We start from the raw sequence: 20,824 nt of genomic DNA on the forward strand, positions 1-20,824 counted from the left end.
CAATCCTCGTCTATTCCGCGGCCGCTGCGATCTCACCCGAACGCATCTGCGTTTCCAGCAATTGCCGGTAGATACCGTCCGGCCGGGCCATCAGCTCCGCATGCGTTCCATCTTCCACGATTTTGCCCTCGTCGAAAACCAGGATGCGATCCATGCGCCGGATGGTCGACAGCCGATGGGCGATCACCAAAGTGGTGCGTCCCTTCGACAGCCGGTCGATGGCCTCACGGATATAGAGTTCCGACACCGAGTCCAGGCTCGATGTCGCCTCGTCGAGAATGAGCACCGGCGTTGCCGCCAGGATGGCGCGGGCAATGGCGACCCGCTGCCGCTCGCCACCGGACAATTTGATGCCGCGTTCGCCGACCAGGGTTTCGTAGCCGTTCGGCAGTCCGCCGACGAAACGGTCGACATGGGCGAGCTTGGCCGCTTGCTCGATTTCGCCACGGCTCGCCTGCGGACGGCCATAAGCGATGTTCGTCGCCAGCGAGCGATGAAAGAGCATCGGCTCCTGCGGCACCAGGCCGATGCCGGCGCGCAGCGAGTCCTGTGTCACCTCGGCGATGTTTTGACCATCGATCAAAATGCTGCCGGCCTGTACGTCATAGAGGCGCTGCACCAGTTTGACGAAGGTCGACTTGCCCGCACCGGAATGGCCGACGAGCCCCACGCGTTGGCCGGGCTCGATAACGAGCGAGAGGTCGCGGAATAAGGTTCGCCCGGCGCCCGCATAGGCAAAGGTCACATGATCGAATTCGATCTTGCCGCGCATGATGGCCAGCGGCCGCGCATTGGGCGCATCGGCAATCTCCTGCTCCGCGTCACGGAACTCGAGCACGTCGTCCATGTCGTTGACGGCCCGTTGGATGGTGCGCACATGCTGGCCGACATCGCGCAGATAGCCGTTGAGCAGCACCTGCGTGGTGATCAGCATCGTGATGTCGCCCGGCGTCGCTTGACCGTCGATCCACAATTTCAGGCCCGTACCAAGCATGGCGATCTGCAGGAACACCAGCAGGACGGACTGAATCATACCGCTGAGGACGCCGCGATCCCAGGAGCGGATCGCCCGCCACTCCCAATTGCCGGCGACATCGGCGAAAAGCTTGTCTTCGCGCTCCTCGGCGGCAAAAGTCTTCACCGCCTGATTGGAGGTGATCGAATCCGCCAGGGCGCCGCTCATGCGCGAATCCCATTCGCGCGCCGCCACATTGGCCGGCTGCACATATTTGACCGAAATGGTGATGACGACAGCCAGGAAGATGACAATCGAACTGGCGAGGATCAACCCCAGGACCGGCCAACGCCAAGCGAAAATAGCGCTGACACCGAGAATGACGATCAGCGCCGGCAACAGACCGAAGATGACCGTGTCGGTGAACGTGTCATAGGCACTCATGCCGCGCGTGATCTTGCGCACGGTGGAGCCGGCGAAAGAATTGGCGTGCCATTCCGAGGAGAACCGTTGCACTTTGGCGAAGGCATCGCGACCAATGGCGGTGATCGAGCGGGCGCTCAACCGGTTCAATAGAAAGCCGACGATCTGCCGCGACAGCGCGAACAGCGCGCCGAGGCCAATGAAGATCATCAGCGCATGCAGCACAGGCGCTGGATTGTCCCGCGAACCGGAAACGATGGCATCGACCAGATGGCCCGACGCCTGCGGCACGCTCACGTCAACGAGGGTCGAGCCGATGCGCGCCGCCAGAATGCCGGCCAGCAGGCCGGGCCAGCGCAGCCAGTAATGGGTGACGAACGTGAGGACGCGCCGATAAGACGCGCGCGTCGGCGCAGGCGCCTCCGCTGCGTCCTCGTTCGCGCTCATCAGCCATTCACCCGCTCGACGCGCGAGACGACGGTCTGAGCTTTCAATTGCGCGATCAGCGCATTGAGATGTTTCAGGTCGTGCACTTCGATATCCAGCAGTAGGTCGCGTACATCGTCGGAATGCTTGGCGATGTCGACGGAATCGATGTTGGCGCCAGTTTCGCCAATGACTGTGGCGACATTACCGAGCGCCCCTGGCTCATTGAGGACCGAAACAAGGAGACGGACGGGGAACAGGCTGCCCGAAGCGCTCTCGACATCCCATCGCACGTCGAGCCAGCGCTCCGGCTGATCGTCGAACTGGGTCAGCGCCGGCGACTGGATCGGGTAGATGACGACCCCCTCGCCCGGCGTCAGAATGCCGACGATGCGATCGCCCGGCACCGCGCCGCCATTGGGCGCGAAACTCACCGGCAGATCGCCACGCAGACCACGGATGGGAATACCTGTCGCCGACTCGACGGCTCCTGCGGCTGGCGTTGCCCCATTGGCCGTCTTCTTCGCCTTCGCCGACTGCTTTCCGGTGCGCGCGGCCGGACGATCCAGCGCGATGTCTGGATAGACCGCTTTCACCACGTCACCGGAATACATCTCGCCACGGCCGACCGCCGCCAGCACGTCCTCGACGCTCTGACGCGCCAGGCGCGGCAGCGCTCCTTTGAGCCGGTCGTCCGAATAGGTCTTGCCGCTGCGCTCGAAAGCGCGGGTGACGATCTGGCGACCGAGGCCGGAATATTGTTCGCGCACCGCATCGCGCGTGGCGCGGCGAATGGAAGCGCGCGCCTTGCCGGTGACGACGAGGGATTCCCAGGCCGGCGGCGGCGTCTGGCCCTCCGCCGTCACGATCTGCACTTCATCGCCGTTCTGCAATTCCGACAACAACGGCGCGATGTGGCCGTTGATGCGCGCGCCCACCGCGTGATTGCCGACATCGGTATGAACAGCATAGGCGAAGTCGATCGGTGTCGCGCCGCGCGGCAGCGCGATGAGGCGCCCCTTCGGCGTGAAGCAGAAAACCTGATCGTGGAACAGTTCGAGCTTGGTATGCTCGAGAAAGTCTTCCGGCGTATCGCCCTGGTTGAGGGCATCGATGGTGCGCCGCAGCCACGCATAGGCGCGGCTCTCGCCCGACAGCCGCTCTGTGTCGACCGTATGGCCGTCCTTGTAGAGCGCGTGCGCGGCAATGCCGTTATCGGCGACCTCGTTCATTTCGCGCGTGCGCACTTGCAGCTCGACGCGCTGGCTGCCGGGGCCGACCACGGTGGTGTGGACCGAGCGATAGTCGTTCTGCTTCGGCGTCGAGATATAGTCCTTGAACCGCCCCGGCACATTCGGCCAGCGCGTATGAACGACGCCGATGACGCGATAACAATCCTCGATCGTCGGCACGACGATGCGGAAACCGAAGATATCCGACAATTGTTCGAAGCCGATCGACTTGCGCTCCATCTTGCGCCAGATCGAATACGGCGTTTTCTCGCGCCCCTTTACTTCCGCCGTGATGCCGCGATCACTCAGCGCGTCGGAGAGTTCCTTCTCAATGCGCTTGATCAATTCGCCGTTGGAGCGCCGTAGCACGTCGAGCCGCTCGTCGATCATGGCGGCCGCTTCCGGCATCAACGTGCGAAACGATAGATTCTCCAACTCGTCGCGCATCGCCTGCATACCCATGCGGCCGGCGAGCGGCGCATAGATGTCGAGCGTCTCCTGGGCAATGCGCCGACGCTTTTCCGGCGGCACATATTGCAACGTGCGCATGTTGTGCAGGCGATCGGCTAATTTCACCAACAGCACGCGAATGTCGTCAGCCACCGCCAGCAACATGCGGCGGAAATTCTCCGCCTGCTCCGCCTGTTTGGAAACCAGATCGAGCCGCTTCAGCTTGGTCAGGCCATCGACGAGCCGACCGATCTCTTCGCCGAAAATCTGATCGATCTCTTCGCGCGTAGAGGCCGTGTCTTCGATCGTATCGTGCAGAACCGCCGCGACGATGGTCGCGTCGTCCAGGCGCAGGCCCGTCAGAATGGCGGCGACTTCGAGGGGATGCGAGAAATAGGGATCGCCGGACGCGCGTTTCTGCGCACCATGCGCTTTCATCGCATAGACATATGCCCGGTTAAGCAGATCCTCGTCGGCCTGCGGATTATACTTCCGCACACGGTCGACGAGTTCGTATTGCCTCATCATTGGTATCGAGCCAGCAGTCAGACGCGCTCACAGGCGCGCCTCAACCACATATCGGGGCATTTGCCGGTGCTGGCAAGCCAAACACGGACTTGGCGCAGCGTAAGCCGATGAAAAAACGCTTATTCGGCGTCTTCTTCAGTTTCAGCCGGGGGCACCAGGCCTTCGAGACCGCGCAACAGGTCTTCTTCGGTCATGCGGTCGAACTGAACGTCGCCAGCCGCATCGCTCTGCTCACCAGCAGGCGCCAGCGCCGGCACCACTTCGGCCTCCGGCTCGTCGACCTCGACATGCTTCTGCAGCGAGTGAATCAGATCCTCTCGGAGATCGTCGGGCTGCAGCGTGCCATCGGCGATTTCACGCAGAGCGACGACCGGGTTTTTATCGCGGTCGCGATCAACGGTGATCGGCTGGCCGGACGCGATCATGCGGGCGCGATGGCTGGCGACGAGCACCAGGTCAAAGCGGTTTTCAACCTTGTCGATACAATCTTCGACGGTGACGCGGGCCATGAGAGCCTCCAAAAACGGGCGAACGAGCGCCAAAAATGCTGAGATTCCAGTTCGGGTACACGTTGGGCGCCGCGAAAGCAACCCTAAAGCGCCGAGGCGATCTTCTAAAGCTTGAGTAAATTTGACCGGCGCGATCAATTTTCGCTTGCAGTAATCATGGCGGCAATTATCTTGCCCATCGGAGTCGGTTGGAAATTTACCCGCGCGGCCAATAACATACGAATTTACGGCGTGCCGGCAAATGGTATGGGGATAAGCGGCTCGGCGAATACCTTCCAGTACGACGCAAAATATTGCCGCGAATGTCGTGTATGCAGTTAGTGAGGCCGCATATTGCACGTTGGCTGCGATTGTTTGTAGGCGAGCGGCTTTTCGCCTGACCAAAGTTTTTAAGTAACTGTAACTACTCGATAATTCCGAGAAATGCGGATATAGTACGATGGCAAACGACGAACGGATTGCACTATTCATTGATGGCGCAAATCTCTACGCGACCGCGAAAACGCTCGGCTTCGATATCGATTACAAGAAGTTGCTGAAAGAATTTCAAACGCGCGGCCGGTTGATCCGCGCGTTCTATTACACCGCGCTGGTCGAGGATCAGGAATATTCCTCGATCCGCCCGCTCATCGACTGGCTCGATTACAACGGCTTTTCGGTCGTCACCAAGCCGACGAAGGAATTCGTCGATTCCCTCGGCCGTCGTAAGGTCAAGGGCAACATGGATATCGAGCTGGCTGTCGATGCCATGGAGATGGCCGGCTTCATCGATCACATGATTCTGTTTTCCGGCGACGGTGATTTCCGTTCCCTGGTCGAAGCCGTGCAGCGCCGTGGCGTGCGTGTCTCGGTGGTTTCCACCGTGACCACCCACCCACCCATGGTGGCGGACGAGTTGCGCCGTCAGGCCGATGAGTTCATCGACCTCCTCGCTCTCGCCCAGAAGGTGGGACGCGAGCAGACCGAACGTTCGCAACGGCCGATGGGCGAACGCCGGCCGATGCCGGTCGGGCCGGCGAGTCATCCGCTGGACGACCCCGACAACTGATCGTTCGCCATGGCGAGAGCTGCGGCTGCGGCCTCAAGCACCGGCCCTGGGCGGGATTGTCCGCTCTGCCCTCGGCTGATGGAATTTCGCCTCGACGCGCGGGCGAAAGAGCCCTTGTGGCATAACGCGCCGGTGCCGAGCTTCGGCCCCGCCGATGCACGACTCTTGATCGTCGGCCTGGCGCCAGGCCTGCGCGGCGCCAATCGCACAGGCCGCCCCTTCACCGGCGACTATGCCGGCGATCTGCTTTACGCCACGCTGTGTGACTATGGCTTCGCCGAGGGCGTCTACGAACAACGTCCTGACGACAGCCTGAAGCTCATCGACTGCCGGATCACCAATGCGGTGCGATGCGTGCCGCCGCAGAACAAGCCGACACCCGCCGAGATCAACACCTGTCGGCGTTTTCTCAACACCACCATCGCTGACGATCCGCGCCTCGAGGCCATCGTCGCGCTCGGCCGCATCGCCCATGAAAGCTTGTTGCGCGCGGTGGGCGCCAAGCTCTCGGCGCATCCCTTCGGCCATGGCGCACAGCACGACTTGCGATTGGCGAACGGACGCAGCGTGCGCCTGTACGACAGCTATCATTGCTCGCGCTACAACACGAATACCGGCGTGCTGACACCAAAAATGTTTCAGCAGGTCTTCGCCGCCGTGCGTGCCGCCCTGCCCCGATAACCCTGTTTATCAGGAAGACTTGAGGAAGCGCGGCACCTTCTCCTCCAGGATCCGCACCAATGCCGGCTCCATGTAGGCGAAGTCGTCGGGGATATCCAAGCAGATGATCCGTGCCCGCTTCAGGTCGGCTTTAAAGCGACGTTGCAGTTTGCTGCGATGCGCCTTCTCCATGACGAAGATGATGTCGGCCCAGCGCACCAGTTCGGCATCCAACGGGGTTTCAGCATCGTTGTTCGTGCCGGCTGACATCACTTCGATATCTGGATAATTGGCGAACACCTGTTCGGCCGTCGGGCTGCGCAATCGGTTCTGACTGCAGACGAACAAGACGTTCTTCATTCACGATCCACGCGGCGAATATTTTCACTCGGTGAGCAGCATATACGAAAAAGCCCCGGCCAAATGCCGGGGCTCAAGATCCGCCCGATCCTAGTTGTCCCAGATCTATTGCTCAGAGGGAGCGGATTGAAATGGAGGCCAATTTCAATCTCACTGGTTAGCCCAGGTTCACGAGGTGCGGTGTGTCCGGCCGGGGTATTGCGCCCCCCGGCCGAAACTTTTGTTGATTAGAAGGTGCGCTCGACGCGAACGCGACCCGTCCAGTTGCTCGGATTGACATTGGCGAGAACGCCGAGGCCAGCCGGAACCGACAGAGGCAGGCTCTGGTTCAGACGGGCGTAGGACAGTTCGACACCGATGTCGAAGTTACGCACCGGCGACCAGATGATGTCGCCCATGACGTTCCAAGCCGTGGCATTCGACAGACCGCCGTTGGCCCAAGCCGTGTTGCGGGTGACGTTGCCCGGCATGACGCGCGCGTAAGAAGCCAACAGGTTCGAACGCAGCGACGGGGTCCAGTAGTGGGTCAAGATACCGGCGATCGACCAGGCCTTCGTCTGTTCCGAACCACCGATCGTGCAGGCCGCGTTCACGCAGAACAGCGTGACGTTGCGGTCAGAACGCAGGAAGCCGCCCAGGAAGTTACCCGTAGTGGCGGTCGAACCGGCGTTCATGCCCGGGCCGACGACATAGTCGAGAGCGCCGACGCCATAGCCAGCCCAAACCTGGATGCTGTCACCAGCAGCGATCATCGGCAGGTTGACCTTCAGGCCACCGCTAACCGCCCAGCCGGTGCTGCGCACGAGCGGACCGGCATTGCCGACAACCGCGAGGTTGGCATTGCCGAAGGTCGCGGTGTTTTCGAGCACGACACCCGACAACATCGCAGAACCCCACGACTGGTCGACGCGAACGTTACCGACGAGAGCCGGCAGGCGCTGCGCGATCGGGCCAGCGGTCGCCGCCGTGGCGGTGAACGGATTGGCGCCGAGCGTGTTGACGGCCATCGACATCGGCAGATCGCCACGGTTTTCAAGCGCGACGGTCGCCGAGAAGCCACCACCGAAGGTCGCCGTATAAGCGAGCTGACGGATGCCGCTCGGGAACGACGAGTTCCACATCGAGTGGTAGTTGAACGACGGCAGGAAGGTGAAGTTCGACGACGCCTGACCGACGGTGAAGCCGGCGAAACGGATGTAGGCCGCTTCAACGGTGGTGGAGTTGGCATTGCCGCCAGCGAAGCTGCCGCTGGTGTAGTTGCCGGTCGACAGACCGCTGCCGGCGTGGAGACGCAGGCTCATGACCGTCTGCACGGTGCCCCAAGCGGACTGGGTGCGGGCGTCCATCTGCACGATACCGCGTGCGTACCAGCCGTACTGGTCAACGCCGTTCGAAGAGATGAATGTGCCGGAATTGCCGGTCGAACGATGTCCAACCGCGTTCTTCGCCGGGGTGTACCACATATCGACACGGACGCGGCCGCCGACCTTCAAGCAGGTGTCGGTGCCCGGAATCCAATAGAAGCCTGCGCCATAAGCGTCGCAAACCCGCACGTATTCGACAGGAGCCGCCTTGCGCGAGGGCAGATCCGCCGCCTGCGCACCGGCCACGGCGAGCAGAGCCGCCGATGAACCGAGCAATAGGCTCTTGGTGAATGTCATTACTAAACCTCCAGAGTGGAATAAATGCAGGAGGCCCGGTTCACGGATGTCTCTCCTGCACACCGCGCGGGTACGGGGCCCACACAACGGTTTTGTGAAGGTTTTTTAGCGTGGGCGATTTGTTCGCATCCCGCACCAAGTTCGTCGGGAGGTGTGGTCATAAGGCCACACAAAATTGCCACGATTGTCCACAGCAGCCACCAAAATGCCGCCGTTGCACGACGAATCCTCCGCACGACGACGGATGCCAAACCATGCAAAATAATGCTGGTCTTCGACCACGTGCCGTTGCGCGGGGCGGAAATAAAGCAATATATTGCATAACTGCCAGCTAAAGCGGCACGGGGCCTGCTGCGCTCCGAGGTGAGGAAACAGGACGGACGTCGCCGTTTGACGCGCAAAATCTTCCGGGAGCTTCCCTTATGAGAGTCAATGACGGACGCAAGTTCGGTTTGTCACGCCATGTGAGCGCCACGATTCTGATCGTAACAGCGAGCGTCAGCCAAGCCGCAACACCCACCCCAGACCGATCGGCGCTCGCGCAAGCCTGTCCGAACCTGCAGAGCAAGACGGTGGAAGCCGGCCGCGTCGGCCTTCCCAGCGGCACGGCCACCATCACCGCAGCGAAGCTCATCGCCGCTGTCACGACGGCACCGGCCTTCGCCGAATATTGCCAAGTGCTCGGCACCATCGCACCGCTGACGGCAGGTGCCGATCCCATCCGGTTCCAGATCAACCTGCCGACGACCTGGAACGGCAAAGCCGTGATGATCGGCGGCGGCGGCTTCAACGGCACACTGACCGATGCGGCAGCGCCTCTGCGCGACGCGGCATCCGGCCAGCCGCAGCCCATCACCCAGGGCTTTGCCACGTTCGGTACCGATTCCGGGCATGATGCCAGCAGCTATGTGAACACCGATCCGGCGAAGTTCGCGCTCAACGATGAGATGTTTCTCAACTTCGCCCACCAGGCCTACAAGAAGGTGCGCGACGTGGCCCAAGAGGTCATGCTCGCCTACTACCTCAGCAAACCGACCAAGCAATATTTCTACGGAGGCTCGGAAGGCGGCCGCGAAGGCCTGACCATGGCGCAGCGCTATCCCGACGATTTCGATGGCATCGTTTCGGTCGTGCCAGTCATTTATTGGACCGGCCTCTTCAACGGCTTCGTCAACTACACCCTGCCGCAGTTCAACGGCGGCGCACTGAACGCCGCCAAGATCAATCTTCTCGCTCGGACGATCAACAGCGCCTGCGACGGTTTGGACGGGATCGCCGACGGCGTTGTCAGCAACTATCTCGCCTGCCCCGCCAAGATCGATCTGCAATCGCTGCGCTGTGCCGCTGGCGCCGATACGGGCGACACCTGCCTGTCGGACGCGCAGCTTACGACTTTGAAAGCCGCTTACGATCCGACGGTGATGCCCTTCGCGCTGGCCAATGGACTGACGACTTATCCTGGCCGCCTCTACGGCGGCGAGATTCAATTGGGCGGCGAAGGTGTCGCCCGATGGATCAGCAATGGCACCATGCCATCGCCGCTGCCGACCGCCAATGATGGTCGCGGTGTCATCTATGGCAGCAGCTATGTCCGCTACGTCATCGCGCGCGACGCCAATTTCGACATCCGCACCTATAATCCCTCTAAGTTCCAACAGCGCATTCAAGACGTGTCGGCGCTGATGGATTCAAGCAATCCCGATCTCTCCGCTTTCCTCAAGCGCGGCGGCAAATTGATCATCAAGGAGAATACGGGTGATTGGGCGCAGAGCCCGTTGGCCGGCATTCAATATTACCAGAACGTGGTGGCACGTATGGGACAGAGCGATGTGGACACGTTCCTGCGGCTCTACGTCTCGTCCGCTTCTTCTCACGCGGGTGGCGCGGCCAGCCTCACCACCGGAACGGAAGTGCCCACCCATCATGATCTGCTTACGACGCTCGACGCCTGGGCCAGCACCGATACGCCACCACCGGATGCTTTGATCCAAGTCCGCAACGACAAGACGACACCTTTCGCCAAGCGCGCCGCAAGACCAATGTGCCGCTATCCGTCTTATCCGCACTATGCCGGCGGTGATCCCCTGCAAGCGACAAGCTACCGCTGCGAAGTCTCCGCGCCTTAAAGCAAGGTGCTCTCCACACCGGACATGAAAAAGCCCCGGCTTGACGCCGGGGCTTTAGAGCGGCCCGTTTCCTCGTGGTCCCAGATCTCTGCTCAGAGGGAGCGGATTGAAATGGAGGTTGAACTTCAATCTCACCAACGTCCGGGTGTCACGAAGCGCGGCCATTCCGGCCGGGGTATTGCGCGCCCCGGCCGAAACTCAGTTGATTAGAACGTACGCTCGACGCGGACGCGACCCGTCCAGTTGCTCGGGCTGACGTTGGCGAGTGTGCCAAGGCCCGCCGGAACCGAGAGCGGCAGCGACTGCTTCAGCTTCGCGTAGGACAGTTCGACACCGATGTCGAAGTTACGCACCGGCGACCAGATCAACTGGCCAGCGACCTGCCACAGATCAGCCTTCGACAGGCCACCCTGCGCCCAAGCCGTGTTCTGCGTGACGCTGCCCGGAGTGATGCGCGTATACGCACCCATCAAGGTCGAACGCAGCGACGGGGTCCAGTAGTGGACGAACATCGCGACGATGTTGAGCGCCTTGGTCTGTTCCGCGCCGCCGACGGTGCAAGCCGCATTGACGCAGTACAAGGTCATATTGCGGTCGACACGCAGGAAGCCACCAAGCCAGCTACCCGTATTCAGGAAGTTGGCGTTGGCACCGATACCCGTGACGTAGTCAAGAGCGCCGACACCGTAGGCCACCGTGGCCAGGAAGTGGTCGCCTTGGGCCAGCATCGGCAGGTTGATGCGGACGTTACCGCTCACCGCCCAGCCAGTACGATTGATCGACGGGCCAGCGTTGCCGACCACCGCAAGCGGGGCGTTGCCGAACGTCGCATTGTTCTGCAACACCACGCCGGACACCATGACCGTGCCCCAAGCCTGATCGACCCGCAGGTTACCGACGAGAGCCGGCAAGCGCTGGGCCATGGGACCCGCCGTCGCCGCCGTGGCGGTGAACGGGTTGGCGCCGAGCGTATTGGCCGAGGTCGAGAGATTCAGCTCACCCCGGTTTTCCAAAGCGAGGGTTGCCGAGAAGCCACCACCGAAGGTCGCCGTATAAGCGAGCTGGCGGATGCCGTTCGGGAAACCGCCGTACATCGGCGAGTGATAGATGTAGCCCGGCATGAACACGAAGTTCGAGGCCGCCTGACCAACGGTGAAGCCAGCGAAACGGATATAGGCCGCTTCGATGGTCGCCGTATTGGCATTACCGGCCGAGAACACGCCGGTCGAATAGCCCGGCGGGCTATTGGCGAGGCCCGAAGCCGCAGCCAAGCGCAGCGAGAAGACGGTCTGCACCGTGCCCCAGGCGGATTGGGTCCGCGCGTCCATATTGACGACGCCGCGCGCGTACCAGCCGTTCTGGTCAACGCCATTCGAGCTGATGAACGTGCCGGTGCCGCCACCGGTCGAACGATGCGAAACCGCGTTCTTCGCCGGCGTGTACCACATATCGACACGGATACGGCCACCGACCTTCAAGCAGGTGTCGGTGCCCGGAATCCAATAGAAGCCTGCGCCATAAGCGTCGCAGACCCTCACATATTCGACAGGCGCAGCTTTGCGTGATGGCAAATCTGCGGCCTGCGCCCCGGCGCCGACGAGCAGCGCCGCCGAGGTGCCAAGCAGAAGGCTCTTGGTGAGCGTCATTCGGTTCTCTCCGTAAAACTTCTAAAACACTGATTTTCAAGGCCACTTGGGAAAGCGGTTGGAACCTGAGCAACCGGCGGGCCCACTTCCCCCAGACCTGAATCCTCTTTGACCCCCGCGATTCCGATCGCCATCAACATAACCGAATATTGCCCACTATTCGCCCAAAACGGCCCTTCACAAGTATTTGAACGGTCGATTATTCAAAATTGTGGCCAGAACGACACACAGAAAGCAATATATACTATATAATACTTATATTTACTTAGATTTTTAAAAATATTCAGACCAATACTTCAAATATGACAAGCTCGACTGCCAAGCTCGTAGTTCTACCAATGCCAAATTGTCGCGCTAGTCTCGAAACAACGTGATCGAGGGGGAGGACTGGCAGCGCCTGGAAGCGCGATCCCAGTACAACGGCCCTAACGGCCATGCTTGCATGAGCCGCGGCAAGAACATCAATTGAACTCTCCGGTGTAGAAAAAGGCACGAAAAAGCCCCGGCGTCGACGACGCCGGGGCCCGAGGCCTTAATCCCCATGATCCGGATCTGCTGCTCAGAGGGAGCGAATTGAAACGGAGGTTGTTTTCAATCTAGCCGCCCGGGATTCGGGGCGTGCAGGCCATTCCGGCCGGGGTATTGCGCCCCCCGGCCGAAACGTCAGTCGATTAGAAGCTGCGCTCGACGCGCATACGGCCCGACCAGTTGTTCGGGTTGACGTTGGCGAGAACGCCAAGGCCAGCCGGAACCGACAGCGGCAGGCTCTGGTTCAGACGGGCGTAGGACAGTTCGACACCGATGTCGAAGTTACGCACCGGCGACCAGATCAGGCTGCCCATGACGCCCCACACGTTGGCCTTGGACAGACCGCCCTGCGACCAAGCGGTGTTCTTGGTGACGCTGCCCGGATCGATCTGCGTATAGGTGCCGATCAAATTCGAACGCAGCGACGGGGTCCAGTAGTGGGTGAAGATACCCGTCACGTTGAACGCACGGGTCTGCTCCGAACCACCGGCCGTGCAGGCCGCATTGACGCAGAACAGCGTCATGTTGCGATCCATGCGCAGGAAGCCGCCGAGATAGTTGGCAGCGATCGCCGTGTTCGAGTTCACGCCAGCCGACGTGACGTAGTCGAGCGCGCCGACACCATAAGCAGCCCACACCTGGACGTGATCGCCAGCGGCGAGCATCGGCAGGTTGACCTTCAGGCCACCGCTGACCGCCCAGCCCGTGCGACGGACCTGCGGACCGGCGTTGCCAACGACCGCGAGAGCGGCGTTGCCGAACGTGGCAGTGTTTTCAAGCACCGCGCCCGACACCATGGCCGAACCCCAGGCCTGGTCGATACGCAGGTTGGCGACAACAGCCGGCAAACGCTGCGCGATCGGGCCAGCGGTCGCCGCCGTGGCGGTGAACGGGTTGGCGCCGAGCGTGTTGACCGCGTTCGAGTTGGTCAGCTCACCCCGGTTTTCCAGAGCGATGGTCGCCGAAAAGCCGCCACCGAAGGTCGCCGTGTAGGCGAGCTGACGGATGCCGTTCGGGAAACCCGCGTTCCAGATCGAGCCGTAGTGGTAGGCCGGCAGGAACGTGAAGTTCGAGGCGGCCTGACCGACGGTGAAGCCGGCGAAACGGATATAGGCCGCTTCGATGGCCGTCGAGTTGGCGTTACCAGCCGCGAAGACGCCGCCGGAATAGCCCGGACCCGTGGTGGCGAGGCCGGAAGTCGCGGCCAGGCGCAGGGCGAACACGGTCTGCACCGTGCCCCAAGCGGACTGGGTGCGGGCGTCCATGTTGACGATGCCGCGAGCGTACCAGCCGTACTGGTCAACCGCGTTCGACGAGATGAACGTGCCGGCGCCGCCGCCGGTCGAACGATGCGAAACCGCATTCTTCGACGGGGTGAACCACATGTCGACACGGACACGACCGCCAACCTTCAAGCAGGTGTCGGTGCCCGGGATCCAATAGAAGCCCGCGCCGTAAGCGTCGCAGACTCGCACATATTCAACAGGAGCCGCCTTGCGCGACGGGAGATCCGCCGCCTGGGCGCCGGCCACGGCGAGCAGAGCCGCCGATGATCCGAGCAGTAGGCTCTTGGTAAGCGTCATTTTATTCAGCCTCCATAAATACGAAACGCCGGCCTCTGATTCCGGCGCTACCTGCCAAGCTTTAGCTTAAAGCCTCCGCTTTGTGCAATGTTTGTGACAAAGCCTAGGCAGTGTGACCGAAAAGTGGCGAAAGCGTCGCAATTGGATGCTCTCGGGAGCCGAACATGTCGTTTCCCGAATTGTGTTGTCAGGAGGTCACAATTTTACGGCCGCGACTGCCCCACAGCGGCTCCAGCGCCAAGCGAATGATGGGTGGTAATTCTACGATCGCGATAGTCGCAGCGATTCAACCGCCCTGCTCCACCGTCATAAAACAGTCGCTCGACGGCTGAAAATCGTGGCGATCCCGTGAATCATGACGTCAATTGCCTGTGGACAAGGGCACAAAGCCCGGCGGATCAGCGCCCAGGCGCCACATTTGGGCTCACGGCGTTTTTGCCGGGCGTGAACCAGCCCTCGACGCGCACGCGGCCACCGACCTTGATACAGGTATCCGAGCCCTGAACACGCACGAAGCCCGGCCCGTAGGCATCGCAATTCATGGTTCTCTGGGCCGCGGGGGCCTTGCGCGACGGTTGCGGCCCCGCTGCTTGCGCACCGGATCCGGCGAACAGCAAACACGTCACGATGCCCAGACAACTCCTGCTCACCCGCATGCGACCCCTCTCGAACCTCATCGATTTCAAGCAGAGGAATTTGACGGCAACAAGCCTGCTGAAAATGACCCGCTTGCCCGAAAATGAAAAAGCCCCGGCGCTCAGCGCCAGGGCCGAAGTCCGCCCGGTTCTCCATAATCCCGGATCTGTTGCTCAGAGGGAGCGGATTGAAACGGAGGCCAATTTCAATCTTGCCGATTGTCCAGGTTTTACGGAGTGCGGTCGTTCCGGCCGGGGTATTGCGCCCCCCGGCCGAAACCTTATGCGATTTTAGAACGTGCGCTCGACGCGAACACGACCCGTCCAGTTGCTCGGGCTGACCTGAGCCAGCGTGCCGAGACCGACCGGAACCGAAAGCGGCAGGCTCTGGTTCAGGCGGGCGTAGGACAGTTCGACACCGATGTCGAAGTTACGCACCGGCGACCAGATCAGGCTGCCCATGATGCCCCACACGTTGGCATCCGACAGACCGCCCTGAGCCCAAGCGGTGTTCTTGGTGACATTGCCGCGCATGATGCGAGCGTACGAACCGATGAGGTGCGAACGCAGCGACGGGGTCCAGTAGTGGGTGAAGATCGCCGCGGCGCTGAACGCCTTGGTCTGCTCCGAACCACCGATCGTGCAAGCCGCGTTGACGCAGTACAGCGTCACGTTGCGGTCGGCACGCAGGAAGCCGCCCAAGTAGTTACCCGAAACCGGCGGGTTGGTGTTGATGCCGGAGTTGGTCACGTAGTCGAGCGCGCCGACGCCGTAGGCCACCCAAGCCTGGATGCTGTCGCCCTGGGCGAGCATCGGCAGGTTGATGCGCAGACCACCGCTGACCGCCCAGCCCGTGCTACGGACCTGCGGACCGGCGTTGCCAACGACCGCGAGAGCGGCGTTGCCGAACGTGGCGGTGTTTTCGAGCACCGCGCCGGACAGCATCGCGGAACCCCACGGCTGATCGATGCGGATGTTACCGACGAGGGCCGGCAGACGCTGCGCGATCGGGCCAGCGGTCGCCGCCGTGGCGGTGAACGGGTTGGCGCCGAGCGTGTTGACCGCGTTCGAGTTGGTCAGCTCACCGCGGTTTTCCAGGGCGATGGTCGCCGAGAAGCCGCCGCCGAAGGTCGCCGTGTAAGCGAGCTGACGGATGCCGTTCGGGAAGCCCGAAGTGAACATCGTGTGATACTGGAACGGCGGCAGGAACGTGAAGTTCGAAGCCGCCTGACCGACGGTGAAGCCGGCGAAACGGATGTAGGCCGCTTCGATCGACGCGTTCGAGGCGTTACCAGCCGCGAACACGTTGTTGGTGTAGCCCGGCGGCGTGTTGGCGAGGCCGGAGGCCGACATCAAGCGCAGGGTGAAAACCGTCTGTACGGTGCCCCAGGCGGACTGGGTGCGGGCGTCCATGTTGACGATGCCGCGAGCATACCAGCCGTTCTGGTCGACGCCGTTCGACGAGATGAACGTGCCGGGCGCAGCAGTGCCGGTCGAACGATGCGTAACCGCATTCTTCGCCGGAGTGTACCACATGTCGACACGGACGCGGCCACCGACCTTCAAGCAGGTGTCGGTGCCCGGAATCCAGTAGAAGCCCGCGCCGTAGGCGTCGCAGACTCGCACGTATTCGACAGGCGCGGCCTTGCGCGATGGCAGGTCCGCCGCCTGGGCCGCCGCGACGGACAGGATACCTGCCGCGCTGCTCGCCAGTAGCATCTTAAATTGTTTCACTCTTGCTCTCCTCTGAGACACGCCCCCGTCTGTGTCGGTCGGCATATTCACAGTCATGCCCCGCCCGATCCGAGAGAGATCGAGTCGCAGCCAGAGAGACTTTGACGGGATTGTGACGGGCGACTATAGGCTACACGCCCGCGCGCAGTAGTTTGTAACGGTGAAAATATATTAATTACAGATAGATAAGCATAACAATATCGAGGCTTTTTCGAACCTTGAACGCGTTCTAATTCGGGCGGAAATTGCCACAATTGATAATTGCAACAAATCAGGTCAGCCGGCCACCCGCCGGATTCAATTGCTGAGGAAAACAATCTAATATATTGTTCTATATGCTTATTTCTAAATCACGAATCTCCACAACCCGCTTCCCGCCGCGTTGCAAGCGACCCGGCGCCCAAACCCGGCAATCACACGCCGAAGAGAGCCTCCTGGGCCCCTCCTCCGGCATCGCGTTTTTTCGCTGGCCGAAACTCGTCATCACGGCACGCACGGCCGCCAACTTTCATGCAAGTATCGGTGTTGGATTCCAGTAATACCCGGTGCCATAGGCGTCACAAATAGGTACATATTGAATAGGAATGGCTTGGCGGAAGATAAATTCGCCGCCTGGCCCAGAGTGTGCATCGCAACAGGCTGCATGCTACTGACCAAAACTACCCTGAGACGTTTAATATTGCTTTGCTCTGCTTTATGGCGAGGCGAGCAATCGAGAAAAATTTTGCACGAAATGCTTCAACCCACTATAAAACCGATGCCTGTTGTCCAGGCACTTTTTCAGGAGGCTGCTCTCTTCCTGCTCATCGACCGTAAAAGAACGATCATAATTATAAATAGAACGATCAGGGACTAGGTTTGGAAACACCCAGGACACCGTGTGCGGACACGGTAACGTATTGTCTGGAAAAGATTTTACAGGATCCAACGTTCGCCACGTCGGATCGCCTGTCGGCGTTTTTGCGCTATATCGTCACTGAAACCCTGGCCGATCGCGGCAGCCGACTGAAGGGTTACAATGTCGCTCTCAGCGTATTTTCGCGCGGCGAAAAGTTCGATCCGCAAACCAATTCTGTCGTCCGAGTCGAAGCGACTCGCCTGCGCAAGCAGCTCGCTGCCTATTATGCCGGCCCCGGCGCCGATGATCCGCTCGAAATCCGGGTCAATCGCGGCAGTTACGTGCCCGAGTTCATCGAGCGGGCCGGATCGGCGTCCTCTACTGCGGTGGATACGGACGCCCCCGCCCTCGAACCCTCCGCCGTAGAACAGCCGATCGCCCCCTCGGCAAGAACGCCCTGGCTGTTGGCCGCCGCGACGCTCGTCGCCTTGTTCGTCGCGATCGCGGCCCTCGCCTATCGGGTCGGTCAGGCCTCCTATGTCGAAGAAACCCCTATCGCCATTGGGCCGATCTGGTCTCAGCCCCCATCGCTGGCCGTGGCGCAACTGGAATTGCCGCCTGAAAGCGGCATTTCGCAATTCCAGGCCAACGCTTTGGCCCGCGAAGTGGCGGCGGGGCTCGGCCGGTTTGAAATCATCCGCGTCCGCGAAGTCGATCCCGACGCGACGGCCGCGCCCGGCACGGAATATGTGCTGGCGGGCGGTGTCGGCCGCGCCGGCGGCGAACGTCACAACGTTTCGTTCCGTCTGATCCGGGCCGCTGACAACCAGATCATCTGGAGCAAAACCTACGATCATCTGCCCAGCGATTTGACCGCCGACCACCGGCTGAAGATCGTCGCCGATCTCGCCAACACGCTCGCGCGCACGCACGGCGTCATCTTCGTCGATCGCTATCGGCAGACACCCGATCTCGGCCCCAACTCGAAGGGGTTCGAATGCGTGGTCTACGGCTCGCGCTATTTCAACGCGCCGACACGACAGTCCTTCGATGATGCCACCGCCTGCCTGGAGCGCACCGTCAAGGCCGATCCGAAATCCAGTATCGGCCATGCCATGCTGGCGATCATGCTCATCGATGGCTATGTCAAAGGCTATCGAACCGAGGCCGACGAGCCGGTCACGCATGCCGCCGTCGCCGCGAACGAAGCGGTCGATCTGGCGCCGCAATCGGCCCGCGCGCATCTGGCACTTTTCCTCACGCGCTTTCATGAGCGGCGTTTCGCCGACGCCTACGAGTCGGCGCGACGCGCACTATCCCTCAATCCCTTCTCGACCGAGATCAAAGCCCGCCTCGGCAGCGCCTATGCGCTGCGCGGCGAACATGTTCTCAGCCAGAATCTGCTGAACGAAGTGCTGGCGAGCACCGAGAACGCCGCCAACTGGCTGCAGTTCTACCTGTTTCTGAATGCCTATATGGCCAACGATGACGAACTGGCCACGCGCTATGTGATGCGCACCCAGACCACCCGCACGCCGCTCGGTCTGATCGCCCGCATCATCATGGCGAACCACAACAAGAACGCGCATCTGGTCGCCAAATGGAAGTCGCATCTGACGCAACACTTCCCACGTTTCGCCAGCGATATCCCCGGAGCCTTGGCGCGGCTGGAAATGGCGAAGCCCATTCGCGAGCGCATTCTCGCCGATCTCATGGCCGCCGATGCGTTCGCACAAGCCGCGCAGCCCAACGCTCAATGAAATAGGGATAGTTTAACCGCGATCGCGCAGCAGGCGCGCTTTCTCGCGGCCCCAGTCGCGCTGCTTCTCGGTCTCGCGCTTGTCGTGCAGTTTCTTGCCGCGCCCCAGGGCGATTTCCAATTTCGCCCGACCCCGCTCGTTGAAGTAAAGCTTCAACGGCACGATGGTCATGCCTTCGCGCTCGATACCCTGAGCCAGCTTGGCGATTTCGCGTTGCTTGAGCAGCAAGGTGCGCGGCCGCTTCGGTTCGTGATTGAAACGGTTGGCCTGCAGATATTCGGGAATGTTGGCGTTGATAAGCTGCACTTCGCCGGCCTTGGTGACGCCGACATAGCTTTCGGCGATCGTCGCCTTGCCAGTGCGCAAGGATTTCACTTCGGTGCCGGTGAGAACCAAGCCCGCTTCAAGCTTTTCGCCGATCTCAAATTCATACCGCGCCTTGCGGTTTTCCGCCGCGATCTTGAACCGCGGCTCCGGCTTCTGCGCCAAAACTCAAACTCCTGAAGGCTGCACCACGAGATGCAGCCAGACCTATGCATCATACATAGGCAACGTAAGCCGTCACTGCGAGCCCTATTCGGCGGCCCGCGATGCGGCGGCAGCGATCAGGCCCGCATGGACCATGGCTTCGCGCAGTTTCGCCTTGTTGGTTTCCACCATCGGCACCAGCGGCAGGCGGACGTCCTCGGTCATACGGCCGAGCACCGACAGGCCATGCTTGGCGCCGGTGACACCGGCTTCCAGGAAGGTCGCCAGATGCAGCGGCGTCAGCCGGTCCTGAATGGCGAGCGCTTGCTTGGCATCGCCGCGATCCCAGGCTTCCTGCAATTGCGAACAGGGCTTGGGCGCGATGTTCGACACCACCGAGATGCATCCATGCGCACCGGCGGCCAGGCACGACAGCGCCGTGATGTCATCGCCGGAGAACTGGATGAAATCCGGTCCCATGGCGGCGCGCTGCATGGAAATGCGGCCGACATTGCCGGTCGCGTCCTTCACACCGGCGATGTTCTTGAGCTCGAACAGCCGCGTCATCGTCTCCACCGACAGGTCGACCACCGAGCGCGGCGGAATGTTGTAGATGATGATCGGCAGACCGATCGCATCGTTCACCGCCTTGAAGTGGCGATACATGCCTTCCTGGTTCGGCTTGTTGTAATAGGGCGTCACCACCAGCACGGCGCTGGCGCCCGCCTTCTCGGCATGGCGGGCCAGCTCCACCGCCTCGGCGGTATTGTTGGAGCCGGCACCGGCGATCACCGGCACCCGGCCCTTGGCCTCGGCGATGCAGATTTCGACGACCTTGCGGTGCTCGTCATGGGACAGGGTCGGGCTCTCGCCGGTCGTGCCCACGGGCACGAGGCCATGGATGCCCTCCGTGATCTGCCAGTCGACCAGTTTACGGAAGGCGGCCTCGTCAACCTTGCCGTCACGGAACGGCGTCACGAGAGCTGTCATCCATCCCTTGAGCGGGGCCTTGGTCATCACCGGAATTCCCTTGCTGTACGGACGGCAGGGGCCGCCGCACGGTCGCCGCATTCGCAGGCGACTCTGAAACTGAATTGATAGCCCTTTGCCTCCTTGGTGGAAAGAGGCTGCGGATTGCCCCTGGTGCCCCGATTCCGGTTGCCAGGGTATTTCGGTGCGTATTTCAGCGGCTTTTCAGCCGGCTGGACCTGCCGGGCGCGTCAGCCGGCACTGCGTGGTTAAGCATTGGTAAAG

15 protein-coding genes are annotated in these 20,824 nt (G+C 61.4%); 4 read left to right on the forward strand and 11 right to left on the reverse strand.

Features of this window, described 5'->3' with window-relative positions:
- Positions 1 to 10 precede the first annotated feature (10 nt).
- The 3 genes from OIM99_RS17465 to rpoZ form a co-directional block, all read right to left on the reverse strand.
- Positions 11 to 1,825, reverse strand: coding sequence for an ABC transporter ATP-binding protein (locus OIM99_RS17465; RefSeq protein WP_311851730.1), 1,815 nt, complete (start codon positions 1,823 to 1,825; stop codon positions 11 to 13).
- Positions 1,825 to 4,014 carry a bifunctional (p)ppGpp synthetase/guanosine-3',5'-bis(diphosphate) 3'-pyrophosphohydrolase gene (locus OIM99_RS17470; protein ID WP_311851731.1) on the reverse strand — a complete coding sequence of 730 codons (2,190 nt, stop codon included), beginning with the start codon at positions 4,012 to 4,014 and terminating at the stop codon, positions 1,825 to 1,827. The genes OIM99_RS17465 and OIM99_RS17470 overlap by 1 nt, the downstream gene beginning before the upstream one ends.
- A gap of 119 nt (positions 4,015 to 4,133) precedes the next feature.
- A complete protein-coding gene (gene rpoZ / locus OIM99_RS17475; RefSeq protein ID WP_311851732.1) occupies positions 4,134 to 4,523 on the reverse strand; it encodes a DNA-directed RNA polymerase subunit omega in 390 nt (129 codons plus the stop codon).
- A 439-nt stretch (positions 4,524 to 4,962) separates the two neighbouring features.
- On the opposite strand from rpoZ, the gene OIM99_RS17480 reads away from it, so the two are divergent.
- Together OIM99_RS17480 and OIM99_RS17485 are read left to right on the forward strand one after the other, a co-directional pair.
- Positions 4,963 to 5,571 (forward strand): NYN domain-containing protein, encoded by a 609-nt coding sequence (locus OIM99_RS17480; RefSeq protein ID WP_311851733.1) that lies wholly within the window; start codon positions 4,963 to 4,965, stop codon positions 5,569 to 5,571.
- 9 nt (positions 5,572 to 5,580) lie between these two features.
- A complete protein-coding gene (locus tag OIM99_RS17485) occupies positions 5,581 to 6,252 on the forward strand; it encodes a uracil-DNA glycosylase (RefSeq protein ID WP_311851734.1) in 672 nt (223 codons plus the stop codon).
- Between the two features lie 9 nt (positions 6,253 to 6,261).
- Here the strand turns inward: OIM99_RS17485 and OIM99_RS17490 are convergent, their stop codons facing one another.
- The gene (locus OIM99_RS17490) at positions 6,262 to 6,591 is read right to left on the reverse strand and encodes a low molecular weight protein tyrosine phosphatase family protein (RefSeq protein WP_311851735.1); all 330 of its coding nucleotides are present in this window, start codon (positions 6,589 to 6,591) and stop codon (positions 6,262 to 6,264) included.
- 227 nt (positions 6,592 to 6,818) lie between these two features.
- Positions 6,819 to 8,252 carry a porin gene (locus OIM99_RS17495; protein ID WP_311851736.1) on the reverse strand — a complete coding sequence of 478 codons (1,434 nt, stop codon included), beginning with the start codon at positions 8,250 to 8,252 and terminating at the stop codon, positions 6,819 to 6,821.
- Positions 8,253 to 8,674: 422 nt separating this feature from the next.
- Between OIM99_RS17495 and OIM99_RS17500 the strand changes: the two genes are divergently transcribed.
- The gene (locus tag OIM99_RS17500) at positions 8,675 to 10,378 is read left to right on the forward strand and encodes a tannase/feruloyl esterase family alpha/beta hydrolase (RefSeq protein WP_311851737.1); all 1,704 of its coding nucleotides are present in this window, start codon (positions 8,675 to 8,677) and stop codon (positions 10,376 to 10,378) included.
- Between the two features lie 206 nt (positions 10,379 to 10,584).
- Here OIM99_RS17500 and OIM99_RS17505 read toward each other — a convergent pair whose 3' ends face one another.
- The 4 genes from OIM99_RS17505 to OIM99_RS17520 form a co-directional block, all read right to left on the reverse strand.
- A complete protein-coding gene (locus tag OIM99_RS17505; protein WP_311851738.1) occupies positions 10,585 to 12,024 on the reverse strand; it encodes a porin in 1,440 nt (479 codons plus the stop codon).
- Positions 12,025 to 12,695: 671 nt separating this feature from the next.
- A complete protein-coding gene (locus tag OIM99_RS17510; RefSeq protein WP_311851739.1) occupies positions 12,696 to 14,135 on the reverse strand; it encodes a porin in 1,440 nt (479 codons plus the stop codon).
- A 398-nt stretch (positions 14,136 to 14,533) separates the two neighbouring features.
- Complete coding sequence (locus tag OIM99_RS17515; protein WP_311851740.1) at positions 14,534 to 14,677, reverse strand: porin; 144 nt, start codon at positions 14,675 to 14,677, stop codon at positions 14,534 to 14,536.
- A 384-nt stretch (positions 14,678 to 15,061) separates the two neighbouring features.
- Positions 15,062 to 16,504: a porin gene (locus tag OIM99_RS17520; RefSeq protein ID WP_311851741.1), complete on the reverse strand. Its 1,443-nt coding sequence runs from the start codon at positions 16,502 to 16,504 to the stop codon at positions 15,062 to 15,064.
- A gap of 960 nt (positions 16,505 to 17,464) precedes the next feature.
- On the opposite strand from OIM99_RS17520, the gene OIM99_RS17525 reads away from it, so the two are divergent.
- Complete coding sequence (locus tag OIM99_RS17525) at positions 17,465 to 19,102, forward strand: hypothetical protein (protein ID WP_311851742.1); 1,638 nt, start codon at positions 17,465 to 17,467, stop codon at positions 19,100 to 19,102.
- 12 nt (positions 19,103 to 19,114) lie between these two features.
- Here OIM99_RS17525 and smpB read toward each other — a convergent pair whose 3' ends face one another.
- Positions 19,115 to 19,591: an SsrA-binding protein SmpB gene (gene smpB, locus OIM99_RS17530; RefSeq protein ID WP_311851743.1), complete on the reverse strand. Its 477-nt coding sequence runs from the start codon at positions 19,589 to 19,591 to the stop codon at positions 19,115 to 19,117.
- Positions 19,592 to 19,675: 84 nt separating this feature from the next.
- A complete protein-coding gene (dapA, locus tag OIM99_RS17535) occupies positions 19,676 to 20,587 on the reverse strand; it encodes a 4-hydroxy-tetrahydrodipicolinate synthase (RefSeq protein WP_311851744.1) in 912 nt (303 codons plus the stop codon).
- Positions 20,588 to 20,824: the final 237 nt, after the last annotated feature.

This window comes from Methylocella sp. CPCC 101449 (genome assembly GCF_031921685.1).
In the GTDB taxonomy this organism is placed as follows: Bacteria; Pseudomonadota; Alphaproteobacteria; order Rhizobiales; family Beijerinckiaceae; genus Terripilifer.